Source organism: Anabaena sp. FACHB-595 (assembly GCF_048568275.1).
Lineage (GTDB): Bacteria > Cyanobacteriota > Cyanobacteriia > Cyanobacteriales > Nostocaceae > Trichormus.
The window spans coordinates 1608215-1625661 of record NZ_CP183473.1 but is presented as its reverse complement, the minus strand read 5'-3'; the positions used below and the strand labels follow the sequence as shown (position 1 = coordinate 1625661).

Sequence of the window (17447 nt, the reverse complement as noted above, 5' to 3'; positions counted from 1 at the left end):
GAATTTTATGCGCTAGCGCAGGCTACGCCAACAGAAATCAAATCGGATTCCTATATAGGATTCCTGTTTGATTCCTAAACAAGTTTATTACCTATGGAGAAAATGGAATAGTCTTCTGTAAATTTCTAGCAGTTGATCAAGAAAATCTCCTGTCAAACTCTGTAAAAATAGCTTGTTGTTTACTATTGTCAAGGACGGAAAAAATTACACTTTTAAATCTGCCCCAAAATTGACCACCTGGTAATAATAAATCTGCAAATATTTGGGAAACTATCGCTGGGTCATTTCTAAAGACTCCACATCCCCAAGCACCTAAAACCAAAGCATCGCAGCCTTGGTTGCTTGCCAAACTCAACAGCTTTGATGTTCGATTCATAAGCACTTGGGGTATTTTAACGCTGAGGTGCGGTTGATTTTTTTGAATCATGCCTGCATTTGGTGCTGGACTGGTGATGAAATCTACAACATAGGGCTGTGCTAATAGTTCACCATCATCGTTTTTGAAGACTGGACAACTGGGAGAATAAATCATCCAATCTGAGTACAAAAGCGATCGCTCATGGCGATGAAAATTATAATATTCAGGACATTTCAACAGGCTTTTGTAAAGCGCTGAACTTCTGGCTAAACTTTCTTCCTGAGCCTGCGCCCCTCTGATAAATCCACCTCCTGGGTTTTTCGCAGAAGCAAAATTCAAAACACCAACTTGTTGAAATTTTTCACTTTTGACTATGCGTTCGGCTCCTATTAATGTTGTCTCATTCCTGACTGCAAATTCAGTTGCTGAAAAACGAGGAAGGCTATTCAGCACCTTAGTTTCAATCTTTGCCAAATTTTCGGGGCTGTAGCACTTTGTTAAATACAAACAATATTCCAATTCTTGGCTGATATAAACTTGATTGCCATCAGCACAAATGTAGTTACCTATGTTAAGAATTTTTAAGGTATTTTCGGCGATCGCAATTCGTCTCATTGGTGTTATCTTTGCACTTCTGGCTGATATGGCTTTTTAGTAATTCAAGCATATTACATAGATATTACAAAAATATAAAGTGTATATGTATTTCCTCTGAGAAACTTATTTTAGAAGCCCTTATCTATACAGCTTCATATATTATTTACTAATCTGTAATTATTTATTTCTACTCCCAATCCCCAGTCCCTAACAAAAAGGTAAATACTCAATGGTGGAAGATAACGGCTCAATTCGCACTTTATCGGTTGATATTGGTGGTAGTGGTGTTAAAGCTTTAGTGTTGGATATTACGGGAAATCCTGTAACAGAAAGGGCGCGTGTTGATACACCCCAACCTGCAACACCAGAGGTTGTCATTAATGCAATTATGGTGTTAGCTGCTGCTCAAGGTGAATTTCACCGGGTTTCTGTGGGTTTTCCTGGTGTGGTGCGTGCTGGTGTCACCGAAACGGCAGTTAACTTAGACTCGGATTGGATTGGATTTGATTTAGAAACGGCGCTGTCGCAACGGTTACATAAACCTGTACGGGTGATTAATGATGCAGATATGCAGGGTTTTGGTGCAATCAAAGGTAAGGGTGTAGAGTTGGTAATTACCTTGGGAACGGGGTTTGGTTCCGCGTTGTTTGTCGATGGTAAATTAGTGCCGAATATGGAAATGGGACATCATCCCTTTCGCAAAGGGGAAACTTACGAAGAACAACTAGGAAGAGCAACTTTAGATAAGATTGGTCAGAAGAAATGGAATCGCCGTTTAGAAAAAGCGATCGCCTCCCTACAACGACTATTCAACTATGATTACCTTTATATCGGTGGTGGTGAAGCCGTAAGAGTAAATTTTCAGCTACCTTTAAATGTCAAACTCATTCCGAATATTAGTGGTTTGTTAGGTGGTATCGCTTTGTGGCGAGATGAAAAAACACTATAGAAGAATATCGCGCTTGTAAGCCCGAAACTCTTGCTGTGACTGGGTATGGGGGTATGGGAGTTAGGAGAAGAACACTATTTATGAGCTGTCTTGATTTAATTATTAGTTGTTTCCCCTACACCCCTAAACCCCTAAACCCCTACACTTAATTAAGGATTAGCCACAGTCCCAACTGTTAATACTTGTGGTGGTGAAGCATCGGGGGGATAGAGAAAGTCTACCTCTACCAAACGGCGATCGCCTTTTTTCATGTTCAATGTAGCTAATGCTTCCCCCGGTTGACCCCGCTTCTGAACTAAATGTACCAGCCGAGTTTGCTGCTGTCCTTGATCATTTCGGTAACGTATCCGCACACTCCCCCGGAAGAATGTTTGACGCGCGGGTGTAGTAAAAAAGCGCAGACCTTGTTTAGTTAAACGGTCTTCCTTAATGGGAGTTTGCACAGATACCTTCACAGTTTGCGCCTTGGCAGTATTGTTATACAAGGGCAACTTTAAACTATATTGAATAGCGTAATTACCATGAGCGCGATAAGCCGTATCTGGATAACGTACTAACATCGGCGCACTCTGAATTTGACCAGTCCCTAAAGTACCACCATGTAGAGTACTCAAAGCATAAGAAAAAGCCTGTCCTGGTTGGGGAATAGTTAAATTCCTGGCTTTGGGACTATCTACTATAAACGATCGCCAATAAGAACCGCGCGCCACCCCAGCGACACGACCATAAATTCTGGGTTTACCAGTTGCTTCTAATGGTGTGGGAGTTTTATCCCGTGGCCCGGACACATCACTATTTTCTAGTAAAGTTTGCCATTCTTCCAAGGTAGGCGATCGTTCACTACCATCAGCATTGGTACGAGCAAACATAGCCAAACTAGCTGCATAGACTGTACCATTAGTCCGTAGTCTTGCCAAAGTCGAGCGACCATTTAAAGGTGGTGTTAATTCTCGCACAGGTATAGGTTGGTTCAAGAGCATTCGACTTTGCCCTGGTGGTATGACAATTTGAGCCGGGAAAATATCTTGTCGCAGTCCTCTTAAAACATCAGCCATAGCGCGACTACCAGGGCCAGCAAATACGTTACCTAAATTATTCTCAACCAAAGATGGCAACTCAATAAACGGTGCATCCGGTTGACTTAAATAACTCGCCCCTTGTAAAACATCCACCTTCACCTGTTGGGATGTCGGGTTATGCAGGAGTATTCCTAAATACAAGGAGCGTAAATCTTCCGGTGGTTCCGCCCTAGCAATGTGGTGAGCAAACACATCAAATCGCCCACGAAAAGGATAATTCAAATGGGCTGACGGTACTTTTTTGCCTGCCGGGGGAAAAGTGGAAAGTAAAATTCCTTCTCTTAAAACTAATTCTGGACTATTGCTATTAAATGTAGGGATTGCATCCAAGCGTCCTGGTAATGCACGGACTTCTTGAGGTTGTACAACTTCTTCAGGCGGTGGTGCAGTAGGAGCAGATTGAGCCACTAAAAGACTTAGTAATAAAGAGAACATAAGTACAATTCAAAAATTCAAAATTCAATAATAACTGGGGATTGAGAATTAAAGATTGGCAACTAGGTAAAACAGGTTGCTATTTTCTTCCCCATATTCCCGTCAGACTGGACGCTTATAAATTTATAAAAGTGCCAGATTGTTAATAATTAATACAAAATCTGTGAGAATTTCTATCAAGTTATCTTGATTCAGTACGGGAACATGAACAAAAAAACAATAAGTTGATAGTTTCTTTTGTCCTAAGTAGTCCAGTATGGAATAATAAAGACCCTCGCAGACAAATTTACCGCAGTCGTCACTAATATCAGTTGCTGTTGCTCCTATTAGTAATTTTCCTAGATCAATTGTGGTCTGTAAAAAGGTTTCTCCACAGCTAGCACCCACTTCTACACTTAATTTTTTCCGGCTTGCGGCCATGCCACAACAGATAATGTAATCTGGTTGGGATTCCTCTATTTTTGCGATTACTAGGGAACTGGCCAGCCCAATATCAACGGGTAACAAGCGCAAAAATTGTAAATCTAATGGAAGTGAGTTAAGTTTAGTGACTTCAAATAATAAATCATCAGAGGAATTTGACTTTTGATCTTCTAGCCAAGTGTCAAAAGAAGTTAATAGAATTCTTTTCTTCATGGAAAATATTATTTAGAATAGAAAAACCCTCCATAAACAATTTACAAGGAGAAGGTCAATGCCAGTTGTTGCTGTTATAGATTATGAGATGGGAAATTTGCATTCTGTTTGCAAAGGATTAGAAAAAGCGGGGGCGACTCCTATAATTACTCATTGTCATCAGGAATTAACCAAGGCTGATGCAGTCATATTGCCGGGAGTGGGAGCATTTGACCCAGCAGTACAGAGCTTGCGATCGCGTGATTTAGAACAACCAATTAAAGATACAATCGCTTCTGGTAAACCCTTCTTAGGTATCTGTTTAGGGCTGCAAATTCTTTTTGAATCGAGTGCGGAAGGTAATCAACCAGGACTAGGAATTATCAAGGGAAAAGTGCGGCGGTTTGTTTGGGAACCAGGAATTACAATTCCTCACATGGGTTGGAATCAGTTGGAATTAACCCAACCAAAAAGCATTTTGTGGGAGCATTTGCCACCCCAACCTTGGGTATATTTTGTGCATTCCTACTATGTTGACCCATTTGAACCTCAAGTTCGTGCTGCAACTGTTACTCACGGTACGCAAACCGTCACGGCAGCCATTGCCCATGAAAACCTGATGGCAGTACAATTTCACCCAGAAAAATCGTCAAATATTGGGCTGCAAATCCTGTCTAATTTTGTCTCTCAAGTACGGGAAAAAATAGCAGCATAATATTAGTTTGTCAGTCGTCAGTTGTCACTTGTCAGTAGACTAATGATTAATAACTAATGACTAATGACTAATGACCATTGACCAATGAGTCTAAAAATTTACGGGAATCGCCAGATTAAAACTTTACCAGGGCAAGAAACCAGACCCACCACTGGGAGGGTTAGGGAAGCTGTTTTTAATATTTGGCAGGGAGAAATAGAAGGGTATCGCTGGCTAGATTTGTGCGCCGGGAATGGTTCAATGGGTGCAGAGGCTTTGTGTCGAGGTGCTAGCTTGGTGGTCGGAATTGAAAAATCAAGCCGAGCCTGTGCAATTATCCAAGAGAATTGGCAGCGCATAGCCAATAACGAACAACAATGGCGAATATTGCGTGGAGATGTCGTTCAGCAGTTAAAAAACTTATCAGGGCAGCAATTCGACAGAATTTATTTTGATCCGCCCTATGCTAGTGGATTATATCAGCCAGTGTTAGAGGCGATCGCTCACCATCAATTATTAGATCCAAGTGGGGAAATAGCGATCGAACATAATCCCCAAGGGTGGGTAGATATATTAATTCCTGACTGGGAAATTTGCCGCCAAAAAGTCTACGGTAACACGGCGCTTACTTTTTATCGAAGCGAGGAATTAGGGGCGTAGGGATTGGGGACAAGAAAGTAAAAAGGTAAAAGGTAAAAGATTTTTTCTTTTGACTTTTGCCTTGGATTGGGGATTGGGGAAGATGAGGAAGAATTTTTATCTACTTTATCCCTCATACCCCCCACCCAGTAGCTAACGCGCTTTAGCAATCAGCACTTCAAGACTCAACCACCCAACTCATTGGGGCGCTTGTATTGCTTATAGGCAGCGTAAAACAGCCCAGCGAGGGTGACAACAATCAAACCAAGAACGATGCCTGAAAGTAGGGGTTCAACCACTTTAAAATCTCCTGTTACGATTATTCATTATTTATTTCCCATCTTTGATTTTACCAAATCGCGGATGAATCCCGCTTCCTACACTATTTTTAGGCGACCCCTAGAGATGAAAAACTGTAGTTTATGCTTGCAGACATCATCAAGAACTTTTAAGCTATGTGTAGGAAATGAAAAATTTGAGTAAACCTAAACTTTTACAGCACACCTTTTGGATAACCAGATTACCAAACCTGAAATTCTGATTCAGCGTATCGCTTTAGTGGCGCTAGTGATACTGCTAGCAATCCCTTTGGGCTTTTTTGGTGTTCAGTTGGTGAAAGCCTCTGACCCTTATGTTAAGAGTGTTCTTGCCATGAAAGGAGACCCAATACAGGGACACGCTATTTTTCAAATAAATTGTGCTGGTTGTCATGGTTTAGAAGCAGATGGCCGAGTAGGCCCCAGCTTACAAGCAGTTTCTAAGCGTAAGTCCAAGTATGGGCTAATTCACCAAGTTATTAGCGGTGATACACCACCAATGCCAAAATTTCAGCCCAACACCCAAGAAATGGCAGATCTTTTAAGCTTTTTGGAGACTTTATAGCTCAATCAAGTTTAGATACGCGCAGACCCAAAACCCCGATTTCTTGAAGGAACCGGGGTTTTTACATCAGGAATTCATATTTTAATGATGATTAAAATTTATTACGGTGAATTAATGATTCTAATTCGCTTGTCTGGCTATCAATTACGCCAATGATGGGACTGTCAAGGGTATATTTTGTCAAAAGTTGCGATCGCTCTATCTTTAGATCATCTATTTTCTCATAGGCTGCATTCGCTATCAGGTTTTTTACCACCCCTGACTCTACTTGCGGTTGTGTGTTTGCTAGTTGCTTATATAAATCCTGAAGTTGAGCATCAAAGTTTTTCACTGTAGGATGTTGAGACTGAAGTCTAGCTAAATTTAATGCCCGTTCAACTTCTGTTTTAGCAATTGTGCGTAAAATATTACCAGTAGTAGTCTTAGGTACTGTTACAGCTACACCCATACTTGATAGCTCATTTCTGACTTGATCCAACATCTGTTCATATCTGGTATCCATCATCCCAGTATGAAAAACTCCATCTGCATATTGCTGCAACAGTTTTTCTGCTATCTTATAGTCAGCGATCGCACTTTCTTTATTCCCTAATTCTTTGTAAAGATTGGCTCTAAATAAGTATTCTTCAGCATTCAAGCTACTGTTATTACCAATTAATTGAGTTAAATCAGAAATTGCTTTCTGTTTTTCACCCAACTTTTCATAAGCTCTAGCCCTGTGCCAGTATGCACCAGTACTAAAACCCAATCTACCAGTATTTTGCCTAATCACTTCGGTATAGTCTGTCACGGCTGCTTGATAATTTCCCATTGCGGCGTAGGAGTTCGCTCGATGATAGTATGGTTCTTCAGCTTGGGGATTGAGTTTAATCGCTTGAGAGAAAGCAGCAACCGCCGCCGATAAATCTTTTTTACAGTCTTGCTGAAAGTGTCCCATACCTAAGAAGTGGTCTACAGAATTAAGGTTTGGTGGGATTGGCATTTGGCAATCAGCAGAGAGACCAGAATCCGGTGTTTGTGCAAATACTAAAGGTATCGAAAAGCCCAGCAGCAAAACGGCAGACAATGTATAGGTGATTGAGGTGAATTTCATACTTTTCAAAGTATAGAAGTATTTCCTGAGGGTTAGGTTAGTCTTGTGATCTACATCCATCACTACACCCCTACAGAACTAATTTAACTTTGAAAGCAATTGATTTGTCATAAGAGTAGGTCGAGGATTATCATTGATACCTTGTAACTAAAAGCGAACTTACTACTTACAGACAAATACGGATGATTTTCGATAAAACTTTACATAAATTGTGTGATGTTGCTATTAATATTTTAAAGCCATAGAAGAATTTCAAACCATTACTTCTATGCAGGAACTAACTCAGCATATATCAACCCCAGAGCGCCAAACAGAACAGATAATGACTGAAGTGCTGCAAATCGGCAACCGTAATATTCAAGCTAGTGAACTCATTCCCTTACTGGCTAATTATCAATTGCTGCCGCAACTATTACGGGAATTAATTATTGATGAGGCAACAGCAGCAGTAGAGTGTAAGCCTGAGGAGTTAGCCCAAGCTAAACAAAGGTTTTACGCCGATAAGCAGTTATCTCAAGAAACAGACATTCAAGCATGGCTGGTACAACAAGGTTTGAGTGCCGAACAACTAGACAATATTATCGTCCGCAAGATCAAGCTAGAAAAATATAAGCAAGCCACATGGGGAGCAAAACTGGAATCTTATTTTTTTCAGTTGAAAGCGAAATTAGATAAAGTAATTTATTCTCTACTGCGGACTCAAGACCCAGGACTAGCGCAAGAACTCTATTTTCGCCTGCAAGCAAAAGAACAATCTTTCGCAGAGGTAGCACAAAAATACTCCCAAGGCCCAGAATCTCAAACGGGTGGATTAGTCGGGCCAGTTGAGCAGAGTTCGCTACATCCGGCAATGGTACAACTACTTTCTAGTTGTCAACCAGGACAAATCTCACCTCCAACTCGGATTACTGAGTGGTATGTTATTGTGCGGGTGGAAAAGTTTATACCCGCCCAATTAGATGAACCGATGAAAGCACGCCTACTCAATGAATTATTTGAGGGTTGGATGCAGGAACAGCAAAGGCAAGTAAATATAATTCCGTCCGCTTAATTCTATGGTAATTTTAGTTCTAACTTACTTAGAAACTCCATACTGTTTAAACCATGCTTGGAGGCGTTTCCAGCCGTCTTGAGCTTCTTTTTCTCTGTAAGAAGGACGATAATCGGCAAAAAAGGCGTGGGGCGCATCAGGATATACCACAATTTCCGATTTACTACTGCTGGATTTTAAGCGATGTCTACGACGGGCTATGCCTACGCGCATTTGCTCTACTGTATCTAATGGAATGCCTGTATCCTTTCCTCCATACAATCCCAGCACTGGAACTGTCAAATTAGGGGCAATATCCACAGGATGTTTCGGGGTTAATTCTGTAGAATTACCCACCAACCGACCATACCACGCGACACCCGCCTTAACTTTGGGGTTGTATGCTGAGTACAACCAAGTAATCCGACCCCCCCAACAAAAGCCTGTAATGGCTAATTGATCAGCATTACCTTTGGATGATTTGACAGCCCAACCAACGGTAGCATCCAGATCAGAGAATACCTGGGCATCCGGTACTTTTGCGACTACTTGGCGAATTTCATCGATATTGCTTAACTTCGAGACATCACCTTGACGAGCAAATAATTCTGGTGCGATCGCTAAATATCCCAACTTGGCAAAACGACGACAGACATCTTGAATGTGTTCATGTACACCGAAGATTTCTTGAATCACCAACACAATCGGAAAATTCTCACCAGTAGCTGGTAATGCTCGATAAGCTGGAATTTCACCATCTTGGACGGGAATTTTCACTGCACCTGCAACTAATCCTTGTGTATCAGTGGTAATCACTTGGGCAGAAATGGGTTTGACGGCTAACGCAAAGCCAGTTGTTAAAGTAGCAGTAGCGATAAATTGGCGACGGGTGATCTGTTTCATCGTCTGTACCTTGAATTATTTGGGTTCAGTTTTATTTGCTCAGAAAATGTAAAGTTTTGTCAACTTCCTTGCGGTTCAAATTCATCACCAACTGCCATATTGGGGTTGCCGTCGTCACCAGCACTCGCAGTACTAAACTTTTACTCTCATTTATTGTTGTAGTATTACACTACAGACTTAATACTAAGTATTGCAGTGAAAGAATACGTTAGTATCTGGGTGATTTGAAGTTTTTGGCTGACAAAGGCGGATTCATGCTCCAATACATTACTGCTCAGATTGATAATTCTTCTTCTTTTCCCTATTTAGTGACAGTCTTAAGCGTTACTACCATAGCGGGAACATTTGCTTGGCGTTGGTGGAAACAAAAGAAAAAATATAAATCCCTACAATCACTCCCCTCCCCTCCTAAACACTGGCTATTAGGAAATCTTCCGCAAGTTTTAGCAGCAGTAAAACAGAAAAAATTATTCCAATTATTTTTTGATTGGAGCCAGCAGCTAGGCCCGATGTATGTTGTATGGAATGGTAGTTCTCCAGTTGTTATTTTAAGTAAACCAAAAGTTATTGAAGATACCATCGTCAATGGAATGAGAGATGGTAGCTTAATCAGATCCGCACGATTGCGCCAAGCTTGGAACGATATCAGTGGTCCCATTCTTATAGGAGAAACAGGGAATGAGTGGCAATGGCGACGCAAAGTTTGGAACCCAGAATTCAGTTCTAGCAGTCTCGCCAAATATCTTAAAATTATTAATCAAGCCTGTGTACAAGTAATTGACACACTCAAGGAAACTGCACTACCAAAAGAAGTTGAGGTAGACCCCCTGTTTGTAGAACTAACAATGAGGGTGATTTCCTCTCTTGTACTAGGTATTCCTGTAGATAGAAAGATTACTACTAATGAAGGGCCACCCCTGGAAGTTCTCAAGGTGTACGAAGCGATGTGTGTTGTAGGCTATCGATTCCTACGACAAGCTACTGGTGAGAAGATATGGATGAAATATTTGCCCACCAAGAATTCACAAGATTATTGGGCATCAAGACGATATTTAGAGGAATTTTTAACTCCCCGTGTAGACTTAGCTTTACAGATGAGAGAACAAAGTACTGATTTTCCCCAAGTCAGTCCTTTGTTTCGTGAATCAATGTTAGTCAGAATCGCGGCTAAAGAACCAAAATATAATCGCCAAACATTAATAGCAGAATCTGTTGAATTTCTAATAGCTGGTACCGACACAACAGCCCATACTCTATCTTTTGCAGTGGGAGAGTTGAGCTTAAATCCAAGGGTTTTTCAGAAAGCAAGGGAGATAGTTGACCAGGCTTGGCAAGGTCAAGACAATATTAATACAGAAAGCTTTAAGGAATTGGCTTATATTAGCGCAATTCTCAAGGAGACGTTGCGCCTTTATTCAATCGCCTCAGGCTCGACTTCCTTGGAGGCTCAACGCGACACGGTAATTGAGGGTAAAGTGATCCCTAGTGGTACAAGAATATCCTGGTCAATGCTTGCTGCTGGAAGAGATCCAGAAGTCTATGCTAATCCTGAGGAATTTCTGCCCGAACGTTGGTTAGACAAGAGTAAGGAAACTAGTTCGCTGCCAATGATAGACTTTGGCTCAGGACCTCATCGTTGCTTAGGAGAGCATCTATCAATGCTGGAAGGGACTATGATGCTAGCATTATTACTTCGTCACTTCGACTGGGAGTTAGTCAACGGCCGTTCTTCTCTGGAACAGTTACAGCAAAACCTGTTAATTTATCCGTCCGATAAAATGCCAGTGCGCTTTCGGTTGAGAAATTGAGTTAGGGACTTCCAGATAAAAAAATACCCAAAATGTAGAGTGCGTCAGTATGAATATTTTCTGAGTACAGTTAGATTCCATAGCACTGACGCACCCTATCAAACCATCAATTTCGGATAATTTATCGTAAATTCAAGGGTTTAAGACCCCTCTCTTACAAAGTTCTGTGACGCTCTCTACGAGACGCTAAAAGCGAACGCGGACTCGCTACCGCTACGCTAACACCGGAAGCCGGCACACCCTGCGGGAAGCAAGCTACAGACTTTGCGCTACGTCTACACGTAGTATCAGTTGAGTTGGGGTTTAAATCCTCCGCAGTCGCCACAACGTGGGGAACCCCCGCAAGGCGCTGCTCTCCGACTCCAACTGTTTTGAATTTTGAATTTTTGTTGTTCCCTTAGTTGTGCTGAAGATAAGGGGCTTGAGACATAATTATAGTTTTACTTTTGCCTACTTGTACTAGCCCCTAGTCTTTACTCTCTGGGATTACTTCCCGTAGTAAACCCTAGCATTACCAAATCCCATATTTCGTAGATAATTGCTCCATTGTTCTGCTTCCGTCCGTTGAACAAAAGGCCCGACTGCTACGTGTGGCCCTAGAGGTTGTCTTCTTTCTCTGACAAAACTGTTTCGTCCCACAGCTAATCTAATACGATTGGCAATTGAAGGAACCTCTTCTGGTTTTGCGGGGATAGTTACATAATACCTAGACCGTTCACTTCCGTAATTTCCCCCACCAGGAGAGTTGGGTATTCCCTGTCCATCGCCACTACCAGCAATTCTTGCACCATAAATACCAGATGACTCTAATTCTCTGACTCGCTGTTGGGCATTTGATTCTCGATTGAACACTCCCGACTGAATTACAGAACGACCATTATACTGACGGATGTAAGCGCTGGGTTCAATGCGCCGTACTCTTTGTAGAGTGTCGTAACTATTATTGTCAACATATACAAAATAACGTTGAAAGTTTTGTCCAGATTGATATTGATACTGTACTGGTTGATAGGGCTGATAATTCTGTTGATATTGGTTGAATTCCACTTCCTGTTCCTGCATTGGAACATTAGGTGGTGGTGGTAAACTTTCAAATACCCCGGATTGAGTTAGTAAAACCCTATCATTATTTTTGATTTGTCCTTGGGCTGGAAGAGGAACTAGTGTTAACCAACTGCCTAATAACAATGGCATTATAGGCAATGTAATATATTTACTCGTTATCTGAATAGACATGGTAGAAACAAAATTTATGGACTATTGCCTTGAGACACTAATTAGTAGAACTTTATACTGCTAGCTTAAGGGGACTAGGCTCAGGTGGCAACGGATACATAAAGAAATATGCTGTTGCTGTGAGTCATGTAATAGATTTTAGACAGGGCTTGAGTTTTCGACAGGCTGACAGATACTAAGGATGTAGATATTAAGTAGCATAAGTCCTAATTTAGTATGGGTTTACGGCGTAAACCCCCTTAATTTTCAACGCGCCGAAAATTATCTAAGTTTGGGAACTGAAGCGCTTTACTAACAAGGCTTTTAAGGGATATATGCTACAATTGAGCAGTTAAAAATTTATCAAACTACGATTAATTTAGTAGATAAAAACAGCCAAAATTCTTATATGGCGTAGATTTTTAAATTTAAAATTCCGCAAAGCGCTGTCTTGTGCAAAATTTAGAACTATGAAAAAAGTTGTCGTCGGTCTTTCTGGTGGCGTTGACAGTTCTACAGCCGCCGCTATCCTCCATAATCAGGGCTATGAAGTAATTGGTTTAACCCTTTGGTTAATGAAAGGTAAAGGTCAGTGTTGCTCTGAAGGAATGATCGACGCGGCTTATATTTGTGAACAGTTGGGCATTCCCCATGAAGTGGTGGATATGCGGGATGTGTTTCAAACTCATATTGTCGATTATCTAGTGACTGGTTATGGTGCTGGGATTACTCCGTTGCCTTGCTCTCAGTGCAACAAAACGGTGAAGTTCGGGCCAATGGTGCAGTATGCCAGTGAAAAATTGGGATGCGATCGCATCGCTACGGGTCATTATGCCCGTATTCGCTACGACGAAGCAACCGGACGTTACCAGCTATTAAGGGCTGTTGACCGCAACAAAGACCAATCTTATTTCCTGTATGATTTGTCTCAAGATTTACTTGCAGCCTCACTATTTCCTCTAGGAGAAATGGAAAAAGCTGATACCCGTCGCATCGCCACCGAACACGGACTAAAAACCGCCGATAAGCCAGAAAGCCAAGACCTGTGCCTAGTTGAAAGCAACGGTTCTATGCGGGCTTTTCTGGATAAGTATATCGCACCCAAAAAAGGCGATATTGTAGATACCGCAGGCAAAGTTTTAGGACAACATGATGGTGTCCATCATTACACGATTGGTCAACGCAAAGGCTTAGGGATTGCGGCACCTGAACCACTGTATGTGGTGGAATTAGATGCAGTTCATAATAAAGTAGTTGTAGGCGATCGCACTAAAGCTACTCAAGAAGAATGTACTGTTAACCGAGTCAATTGGGTTTCCATCGCTGAACCATCCACCCCAATTCGTGCAGCTGTACAAATCCGCTATCGTTCTGCACCTGAACCAGTGACAGTGATCCCTTTGGAGAATTCCCGCGTCCGCTTGGTATTTGATGAACCTCAGTTCAGCATTACCCCTGGACAAGCGGCGGTGTGGTATGACGGCAATAAGGTTTTAGGTGGTGGAATTATTGAACAATTTAGTAAATAACAAAACAACGGAAATGAGATGGTGAACAAGAAGTATAGCCAGTAATGAGTATAATTCACCATCTTCCTTTTTCATGCAACAACGCCGTTTACCGGCGTAGTAGACATCATCTCAAAAATCTAACGCACGGTTTCCCGCAAAGCTTCAGTATCAATGGGTTTGATGAGGTAAACCATCAAGAGATTCCAAACAATGGCTGCAATTAAAGGTAGTTTGCGAATCAGCTTCACAAATTTCGGCTGAGAACTGCGCTCAATTTCGGAAATGTTCAAGTTGTAACCTGCACAGCGTTGTAGCAGTGGGAAAAACTTGGGATGTTCGGTATTCAACATTACAGGAAAAGCTCGTCCCGCCGTTTCATTGGTGTTGCGGACTACTTGAAGATCAAAATCTGTCGCATCAAGTCCCAGGGATTTGTAGAAACCGGAACGTTCATGAACTGTCAGGGTGTGGGTAGCAAATACCGATAGCAAGAAAAAGCGACTCCACAACCTAGCTTTCCAGTTGTTCCATAGTTGCGGTTGAGAACGTAAAAGTGCTTTGAATATGTCGCCGTGGCGGTTTTCGTCCTGACACCAACTCTCAAAGTAGCGGAAGATGGGGTAAAACTGGTTTTCCGGGTGCTTTTCTAAATGTCTGAAAATAATAATGTAACGCCAGTAGCCAATTTTTTCTGATAGGTAAACGGTGTAAAGTACCCACTCAATCGGGAAAAACGTATAGGTGCGGGTTTTAGTCACCGTGGCTAAATCTAGGGAGAGTTTAAAATCACCCATTGCTTTGTTGAGAAACCCGGCGTGGCGGGCTTCATCACGCGCCATCAGTTGAAACATTTCTGCTAAAACTGGACTGCGATTTTTTAGCTTGCGGGATAATTCCTTGAAGAGTAAGAAGCCGGAAAACTCAGAAATGCAAGAACGTTCCAAATACTCAATAAACGCCTGTCTGGCTTCACCGTCAATGTGTTCCCACGACTGTTCAAAGGCTTCATCTCGAACGAAATGGTGGCGGTTGTAGTCTGCCCGCATTTCTGCCAACATCGCCTGTAACTCGTTTTCCTGGGCAGACAAATCCAGGTTGGCGGCGGTTTCAAAATCTGTAGTATAAAACCGGGGGGTGAGTACAGTTTCTTTGCTGGGGGTTTTGATTCCTGGTTTGGGTAGGGTATTAACCATAAGTAATGCGGTAATCAAGTAAATGATTTCATAGCTATCAAGTTATGATAAGTGAGATTCTTTGGCTAGCACTCTTTACATTCCTTCAGCAAAGTTGGAAATGCTTCACACAAGGTAAAAGCAGAAAAGCTTTGAGGAGTAGGGGTTAATGAATTTATTAAGTTTTGAAAATTCTCTGATTTAACCTCAGTTTATAACTATAAAGTTATTAAGCAATAGTAATTACCCTTACTCAAAGTTTCAGAGGTTTTAACATGGGTCGTCATTCCGATAATTCTCTGCAAGAATCTGCAAATCACACAGTATTGCTGACCTCACCTACCAACACAATACCCAAGGATTCACGGCAGCGATCGCAGCAATTCATGCAGAACTTACAGGATGAGATTTGCACAGCCTTAGAGCAACTTGACGGGAAAGCAAGCTTTCACCAAGACCACTGGGAGCGAGCAGAAGGGGGAGAAGGACGTACCCGCGTGATTCGAGAAGGGCGGGTGTTTGAACAAGGTGGCGTGAACTTTTCCGCCGTGTGGGGAAATAGCCTACCTGCTTCAATTTTGGCGCAACGTCCAGAAGCAGCCGGACATGAGTTTTTTGCCACAGGAACTTCAATGGTGTTGCATCCCCGAAATCCCTACGTACCAACAGTACATCTCAACTATCGCTACTTTGAAGCTGGCCCTATTTGGTGGTTTGGTGGTGGGGCTGATTTAACCCCATATTATGCCTTTAAAGAGGATGCGGTTCACTTTCATCAGACGCTCAAAAATGCCTGTGATGTCCATAATCCAGAATATTATCCAACCTTTAAACGCTGGTGTGATGAATACTTCTATTTACGACATCGGGAAGAACAGCGAGGTATTGGTGGTATTTTCTTCGACTATCAAGATGCTAGCGGTAAGCTTTACGTTGAAAGTCAAACAGATAGTTCAGCCGCAATTTACAGCCAGAAAGTGGGAAATGTAGCGCGGAATTGGGAAGATATCTTTGCGTTTGTGCAGTCTTGCGGTCAGGCTTTCTTACCTGCTTACTTGCCTATTGTAGAACGCAGGCAAGGAATTGAGTATGGCGATCGCCAGCGTAATTTTCAACTTTACCGTCGGGGTCGTTACGTTGAGTTTAATTTAGTTTACGACCGAGGAACTGTATTTGGTTTGCAAACTAAGGGACGGACAGAATCGATTCTCATGTCTTTACCACCCTTAGCACGTTGGGAATATTGCTACGAACCGGAAGCAGGAAGCCCGGAAGCAGAACTGACGGAAGTTTTTCTCCAGCCTAGAGATTGGGTTTAGAAAAAGGCAGGGGAAACTGGGGAAGACAAGGAAGATTTTGCTTGTGGTCTGAATCGGGATGTAGTTCATGAACTAGAAGCAGATGTGAAAGCTGTGGTTGGTGATCGTACCTTTGACTTGATGACTCGCCAAGATCACCCAGGTAGCAAAGAACATAGTCATGGAGAAAGCCAGGAACTTAATTACAGCATTTAGGGTGCTGAGTTAAAAGTTTTGACAGGTTAGTAGTAAGGACTAAACTTACTACTAACTTTTAACCAAGAGAACTCCAGGTCTTTCCTGAAGAAAAAGAATACTTCTGTTTATAATCATTGATTGTTAAGGCTTTGATAAATTTACAAGGTTGGGTTGAGGAACGTAGGCGCAGCCTTCTCGTAGAGTAACCCAACACGAAAAATCCTTGGTTTTGTTGGGGTTCACTAAAGTTCAACCCAACCTACATTTTTTTCTTTCATCAGAGTCATAAAAGAGCGCTAATCACCAGGTTGATTGAATACATCTAAAATGTGGCGGCAAACTTGTTTAAGCTGATTACCAACTTGAGGCGAAGGTACAGACTCACCAACAAAAGACCAATTTTCCACCGTAGACAGTCGCCATACTTCACCCCGATGGTCAAATCCGGCTGCCTCTAAACCGATCGCCCGGCGTAATTTTGTGATCGGGTCTTGGTAAAATCGGATCTGGATTAAAACACTACGACTGCGCCAAGATTTGCTGACACCAGGAAAATGAAAACCAATATCAATAGAATCTGGGTCAACTAACTCTCTAGTTTCCGGATCATTTTTCCAAGGTTTTAAATCTGATTTAGCATCAGGAAACTCAAATTTAAATAAATTGACTACTGTGGCAATCTTGCTGGCGAGTTCAAGGTTGATTGCTTGTTCAGATGCGTTCACTAAAAAACACTCCTTTATTTTGTCAGTCTAGGGGGAATGTGACAACAACAAACCGCCAGAAGGCTTATCATATTGGTGTTTTAGCTTATCAATACCTCGAAAATTTCGCAACTCCATATCATGCTTTCCTCATAATGACGGTGAGGTAAATTGAGTAATAAGTCTTGGATTTCCAGCTTAGATAGTATACTAAATTATCTTGGGTAATTATACTCAAAAAAAGCTATTACTGCATCCTTTGAAGAA

17 protein-coding genes are annotated in these 17447 nt (G+C 41.8%); 8 read left to right on the top strand and 9 right to left on the bottom strand.

The window, feature by feature from the left end; all coding sequences use genetic code 11:
• Positions 1 to 136 precede the first annotated feature (136 nt).
• The gene (locus tag ACN222_RS06815; protein ID WP_010995544.1) at positions 137 to 973 is read right to left on the bottom strand and encodes a TIGR02452 family protein; all 837 of its coding nucleotides are present in this window, start codon (positions 971 to 973) and stop codon (positions 137 to 139) included.
• Between the two features lie 211 nt (positions 974 to 1184).
• Between ACN222_RS06815 and ACN222_RS06810 the strand changes: the two genes are divergently transcribed.
• A complete protein-coding gene (locus tag ACN222_RS06810) occupies positions 1185 to 1904 on the top strand; it encodes an ROK family protein (protein ID WP_010995543.1) in 720 nt (239 codons plus the stop codon).
• A 149-nt stretch (positions 1905 to 2053) separates the two neighbouring features.
• On the opposite strand, the gene ACN222_RS06805 is transcribed toward ACN222_RS06810, so the two are convergent.
• Both ACN222_RS06805 and ACN222_RS06800 read right to left on the bottom strand, forming a co-directional pair.
• Entirely contained in the window at positions 2054 to 3418 is a 1365-nt protein-coding gene (locus tag ACN222_RS06805) for a DUF3370 domain-containing protein (RefSeq protein WP_010995542.1), read from the bottom strand.
• A gap of 123 nt (positions 3419 to 3541) precedes the next feature.
• Positions 3542 to 4054: a hypothetical protein gene (locus tag ACN222_RS06800; RefSeq protein ID WP_010995541.1), complete on the bottom strand. Its 513-nt coding sequence runs from the start codon at positions 4052 to 4054 to the stop codon at positions 3542 to 3544.
• A gap of 58 nt (positions 4055 to 4112) precedes the next feature.
• On the opposite strand from ACN222_RS06800, the gene hisH reads away from it, so the two are divergent.
• Positions 4113 to 4748: an imidazole glycerol phosphate synthase subunit HisH gene (gene hisH, locus ACN222_RS06795; RefSeq protein WP_010995540.1), complete on the top strand. Its 636-nt coding sequence runs from the start codon at positions 4113 to 4115 to the stop codon at positions 4746 to 4748.
• A gap of 84 nt (positions 4749 to 4832) precedes the next feature.
• A complete protein-coding gene (gene rsmD / locus ACN222_RS06790; protein ID WP_010995539.1) occupies positions 4833 to 5387 on the top strand; it encodes a 16S rRNA (guanine(966)-N(2))-methyltransferase RsmD in 555 nt (184 codons plus the stop codon).
• Positions 5388 to 5551: 164 nt separating this feature from the next.
• Here rsmD and petG read toward each other — a convergent pair whose 3' ends face one another.
• Positions 5552 to 5665, bottom strand: coding sequence for a cytochrome b6-f complex subunit V (petG, locus tag ACN222_RS06785; protein WP_010995538.1), 114 nt, complete (start codon positions 5663 to 5665; stop codon positions 5552 to 5554).
• Between the two features lie 208 nt (positions 5666 to 5873).
• On the opposite strand from petG, the gene ACN222_RS06780 reads away from it, so the two are divergent.
• Positions 5874 to 6248 (top strand): c-type cytochrome, encoded by a 375-nt coding sequence (locus ACN222_RS06780; RefSeq protein ID WP_010995537.1) that lies wholly within the window; start codon positions 5874 to 5876, stop codon positions 6246 to 6248.
• Positions 6249 to 6339: 91 nt separating this feature from the next.
• Here ACN222_RS06780 and ACN222_RS06775 read toward each other — a convergent pair whose 3' ends face one another.
• Positions 6340 to 7341 (bottom strand): tetratricopeptide repeat protein, encoded by a 1002-nt coding sequence (locus tag ACN222_RS06775; RefSeq protein ID WP_126987476.1) that lies wholly within the window; start codon positions 7339 to 7341, stop codon positions 6340 to 6342.
• A 322-nt stretch (positions 7342 to 7663) separates the two neighbouring features.
• Here ACN222_RS06775 and ACN222_RS06770 point away from each other — a divergent pair, with 322 nt between their 5' ends.
• Positions 7664 to 8392 (top strand): peptidylprolyl isomerase, encoded by a 729-nt coding sequence (locus ACN222_RS06770; protein WP_010995535.1) that lies wholly within the window; start codon positions 7664 to 7666, stop codon positions 8390 to 8392.
• A 24-nt stretch (positions 8393 to 8416) separates the two neighbouring features.
• Here ACN222_RS06770 and ACN222_RS06765 read toward each other — a convergent pair whose 3' ends face one another.
• Positions 8417 to 9274, bottom strand: a complete 858-nt coding sequence (locus ACN222_RS06765) for a dienelactone hydrolase family protein (protein WP_010995534.1) — start codon at positions 9272 to 9274, stop codon at positions 8417 to 8419.
• A gap of 254 nt (positions 9275 to 9528) precedes the next feature.
• Between ACN222_RS06765 and ACN222_RS06760 the strand changes: the two genes are divergently transcribed.
• Positions 9529 to 11082, top strand: coding sequence for a cytochrome P450 (locus ACN222_RS06760; protein ID WP_010995533.1), 1554 nt, complete (start codon positions 9529 to 9531; stop codon positions 11080 to 11082).
• A gap of 486 nt (positions 11083 to 11568) precedes the next feature.
• Here the strand turns inward: ACN222_RS06760 and ACN222_RS06755 are convergent, their stop codons facing one another.
• A complete protein-coding gene (locus ACN222_RS06755; RefSeq protein ID WP_010995532.1) occupies positions 11569 to 12318 on the bottom strand; it encodes a hypothetical protein in 750 nt (249 codons plus the stop codon).
• Between the two features lie 449 nt (positions 12319 to 12767).
• Between ACN222_RS06755 and mnmA the strand changes: the two genes are divergently transcribed.
• Positions 12768 to 13826, top strand: a complete 1059-nt coding sequence (gene mnmA, locus ACN222_RS06750) for a tRNA 2-thiouridine(34) synthase MnmA (protein WP_010995531.1) — start codon at positions 12768 to 12770, stop codon at positions 13824 to 13826.
• Positions 13827 to 13945: 119 nt separating this feature from the next.
• Here the strand turns inward: mnmA and acsF are convergent, their stop codons facing one another.
• The gene (gene acsF / locus ACN222_RS06745; RefSeq protein ID WP_010995530.1) at positions 13946 to 15001 is read right to left on the bottom strand and encodes a magnesium-protoporphyrin IX monomethyl ester (oxidative) cyclase; all 1056 of its coding nucleotides are present in this window, start codon (positions 14999 to 15001) and stop codon (positions 13946 to 13948) included.
• Positions 15002 to 15255: 254 nt separating this feature from the next.
• Here acsF and hemF point away from each other — a divergent pair, with 254 nt between their 5' ends.
• Positions 15256 to 16299 carry an oxygen-dependent coproporphyrinogen oxidase gene (hemF, locus tag ACN222_RS06740; RefSeq protein ID WP_096637256.1) on the top strand — a complete coding sequence of 348 codons (1044 nt, stop codon included), beginning with the start codon at positions 15256 to 15258 and terminating at the stop codon, positions 16297 to 16299.
• A gap of 473 nt (positions 16300 to 16772) precedes the next feature.
• On the opposite strand, the gene ACN222_RS06735 is transcribed toward hemF, so the two are convergent.
• Positions 16773 to 17201, bottom strand: a complete 429-nt coding sequence (locus tag ACN222_RS06735; protein WP_010995528.1) for a hypothetical protein — start codon at positions 17199 to 17201, stop codon at positions 16773 to 16775.
• Positions 17202 to 17447 lie beyond the last annotated feature (246 nt).

What these genes read in the sequence shown, in the direction of transcription:
- ACN222_RS06815 (WP_010995544.1), bottom strand. Translation starts at nt 973, where the DNA reads ATGAGACGAATTGCGATCGCCGAAAATACCTTAAAAATTCTTAACATA.
- ACN222_RS06810 (WP_010995543.1), top strand. Translation starts at nt 1,185, where the DNA reads ATGGTGGAAGATAACGGCTCAATTCGCACTTTATCGGTTGATATTGGT.
- ACN222_RS06805 (WP_010995542.1), bottom strand. Translation starts at nt 3,418, where the DNA reads ATGTTCTCTTTATTACTAAGTCTTTTAGTGGCTCAATCTGCTCCTACT.
- ACN222_RS06800 (WP_010995541.1), bottom strand. Translation starts at nt 4,054, where the DNA reads ATGAAGAAAAGAATTCTATTAACTTCTTTTGACACTTGGCTAGAAGAT.
- hisH (WP_010995540.1), top strand. Translation starts at nt 4,113, where the DNA reads ATGCCAGTTGTTGCTGTTATAGATTATGAGATGGGAAATTTGCATTCT.
- rsmD (WP_010995539.1), top strand. Translation starts at nt 4,833, where the DNA reads ATGAGTCTAAAAATTTACGGGAATCGCCAGATTAAAACTTTACCAGGG.
- ACN222_RS06775 (WP_126987476.1), bottom strand. Translation starts at nt 7,341, where the DNA reads ATGAAATTCACCTCAATCACCTATACATTGTCTGCCGTTTTGCTGCTG.
- ACN222_RS06770 (WP_010995535.1), top strand. Translation starts at nt 7,664, where the DNA reads ATGACTGAAGTGCTGCAAATCGGCAACCGTAATATTCAAGCTAGTGAA.
- ACN222_RS06765 (WP_010995534.1), bottom strand. Translation starts at nt 9,274, where the DNA reads ATGAAACAGATCACCCGTCGCCAATTTATCGCTACTGCTACTTTAACA.
- ACN222_RS06760 (WP_010995533.1), top strand. Translation starts at nt 9,529, where the DNA reads ATGCTCCAATACATTACTGCTCAGATTGATAATTCTTCTTCTTTTCCC.
- ACN222_RS06755 (WP_010995532.1), bottom strand. Translation starts at nt 12,318, where the DNA reads ATGTCTATTCAGATAACGAGTAAATATATTACATTGCCTATAATGCCA.
- mnmA (WP_010995531.1), top strand. Translation starts at nt 12,768, where the DNA reads ATGAAAAAAGTTGTCGTCGGTCTTTCTGGTGGCGTTGACAGTTCTACA.
- acsF (WP_010995530.1), bottom strand. Translation starts at nt 15,001, where the DNA reads ATGGTTAATACCCTACCCAAACCAGGAATCAAAACCCCCAGCAAAGAA.
- hemF (WP_096637256.1), top strand. Translation starts at nt 15,256, where the DNA reads ATGGGTCGTCATTCCGATAATTCTCTGCAAGAATCTGCAAATCACACA.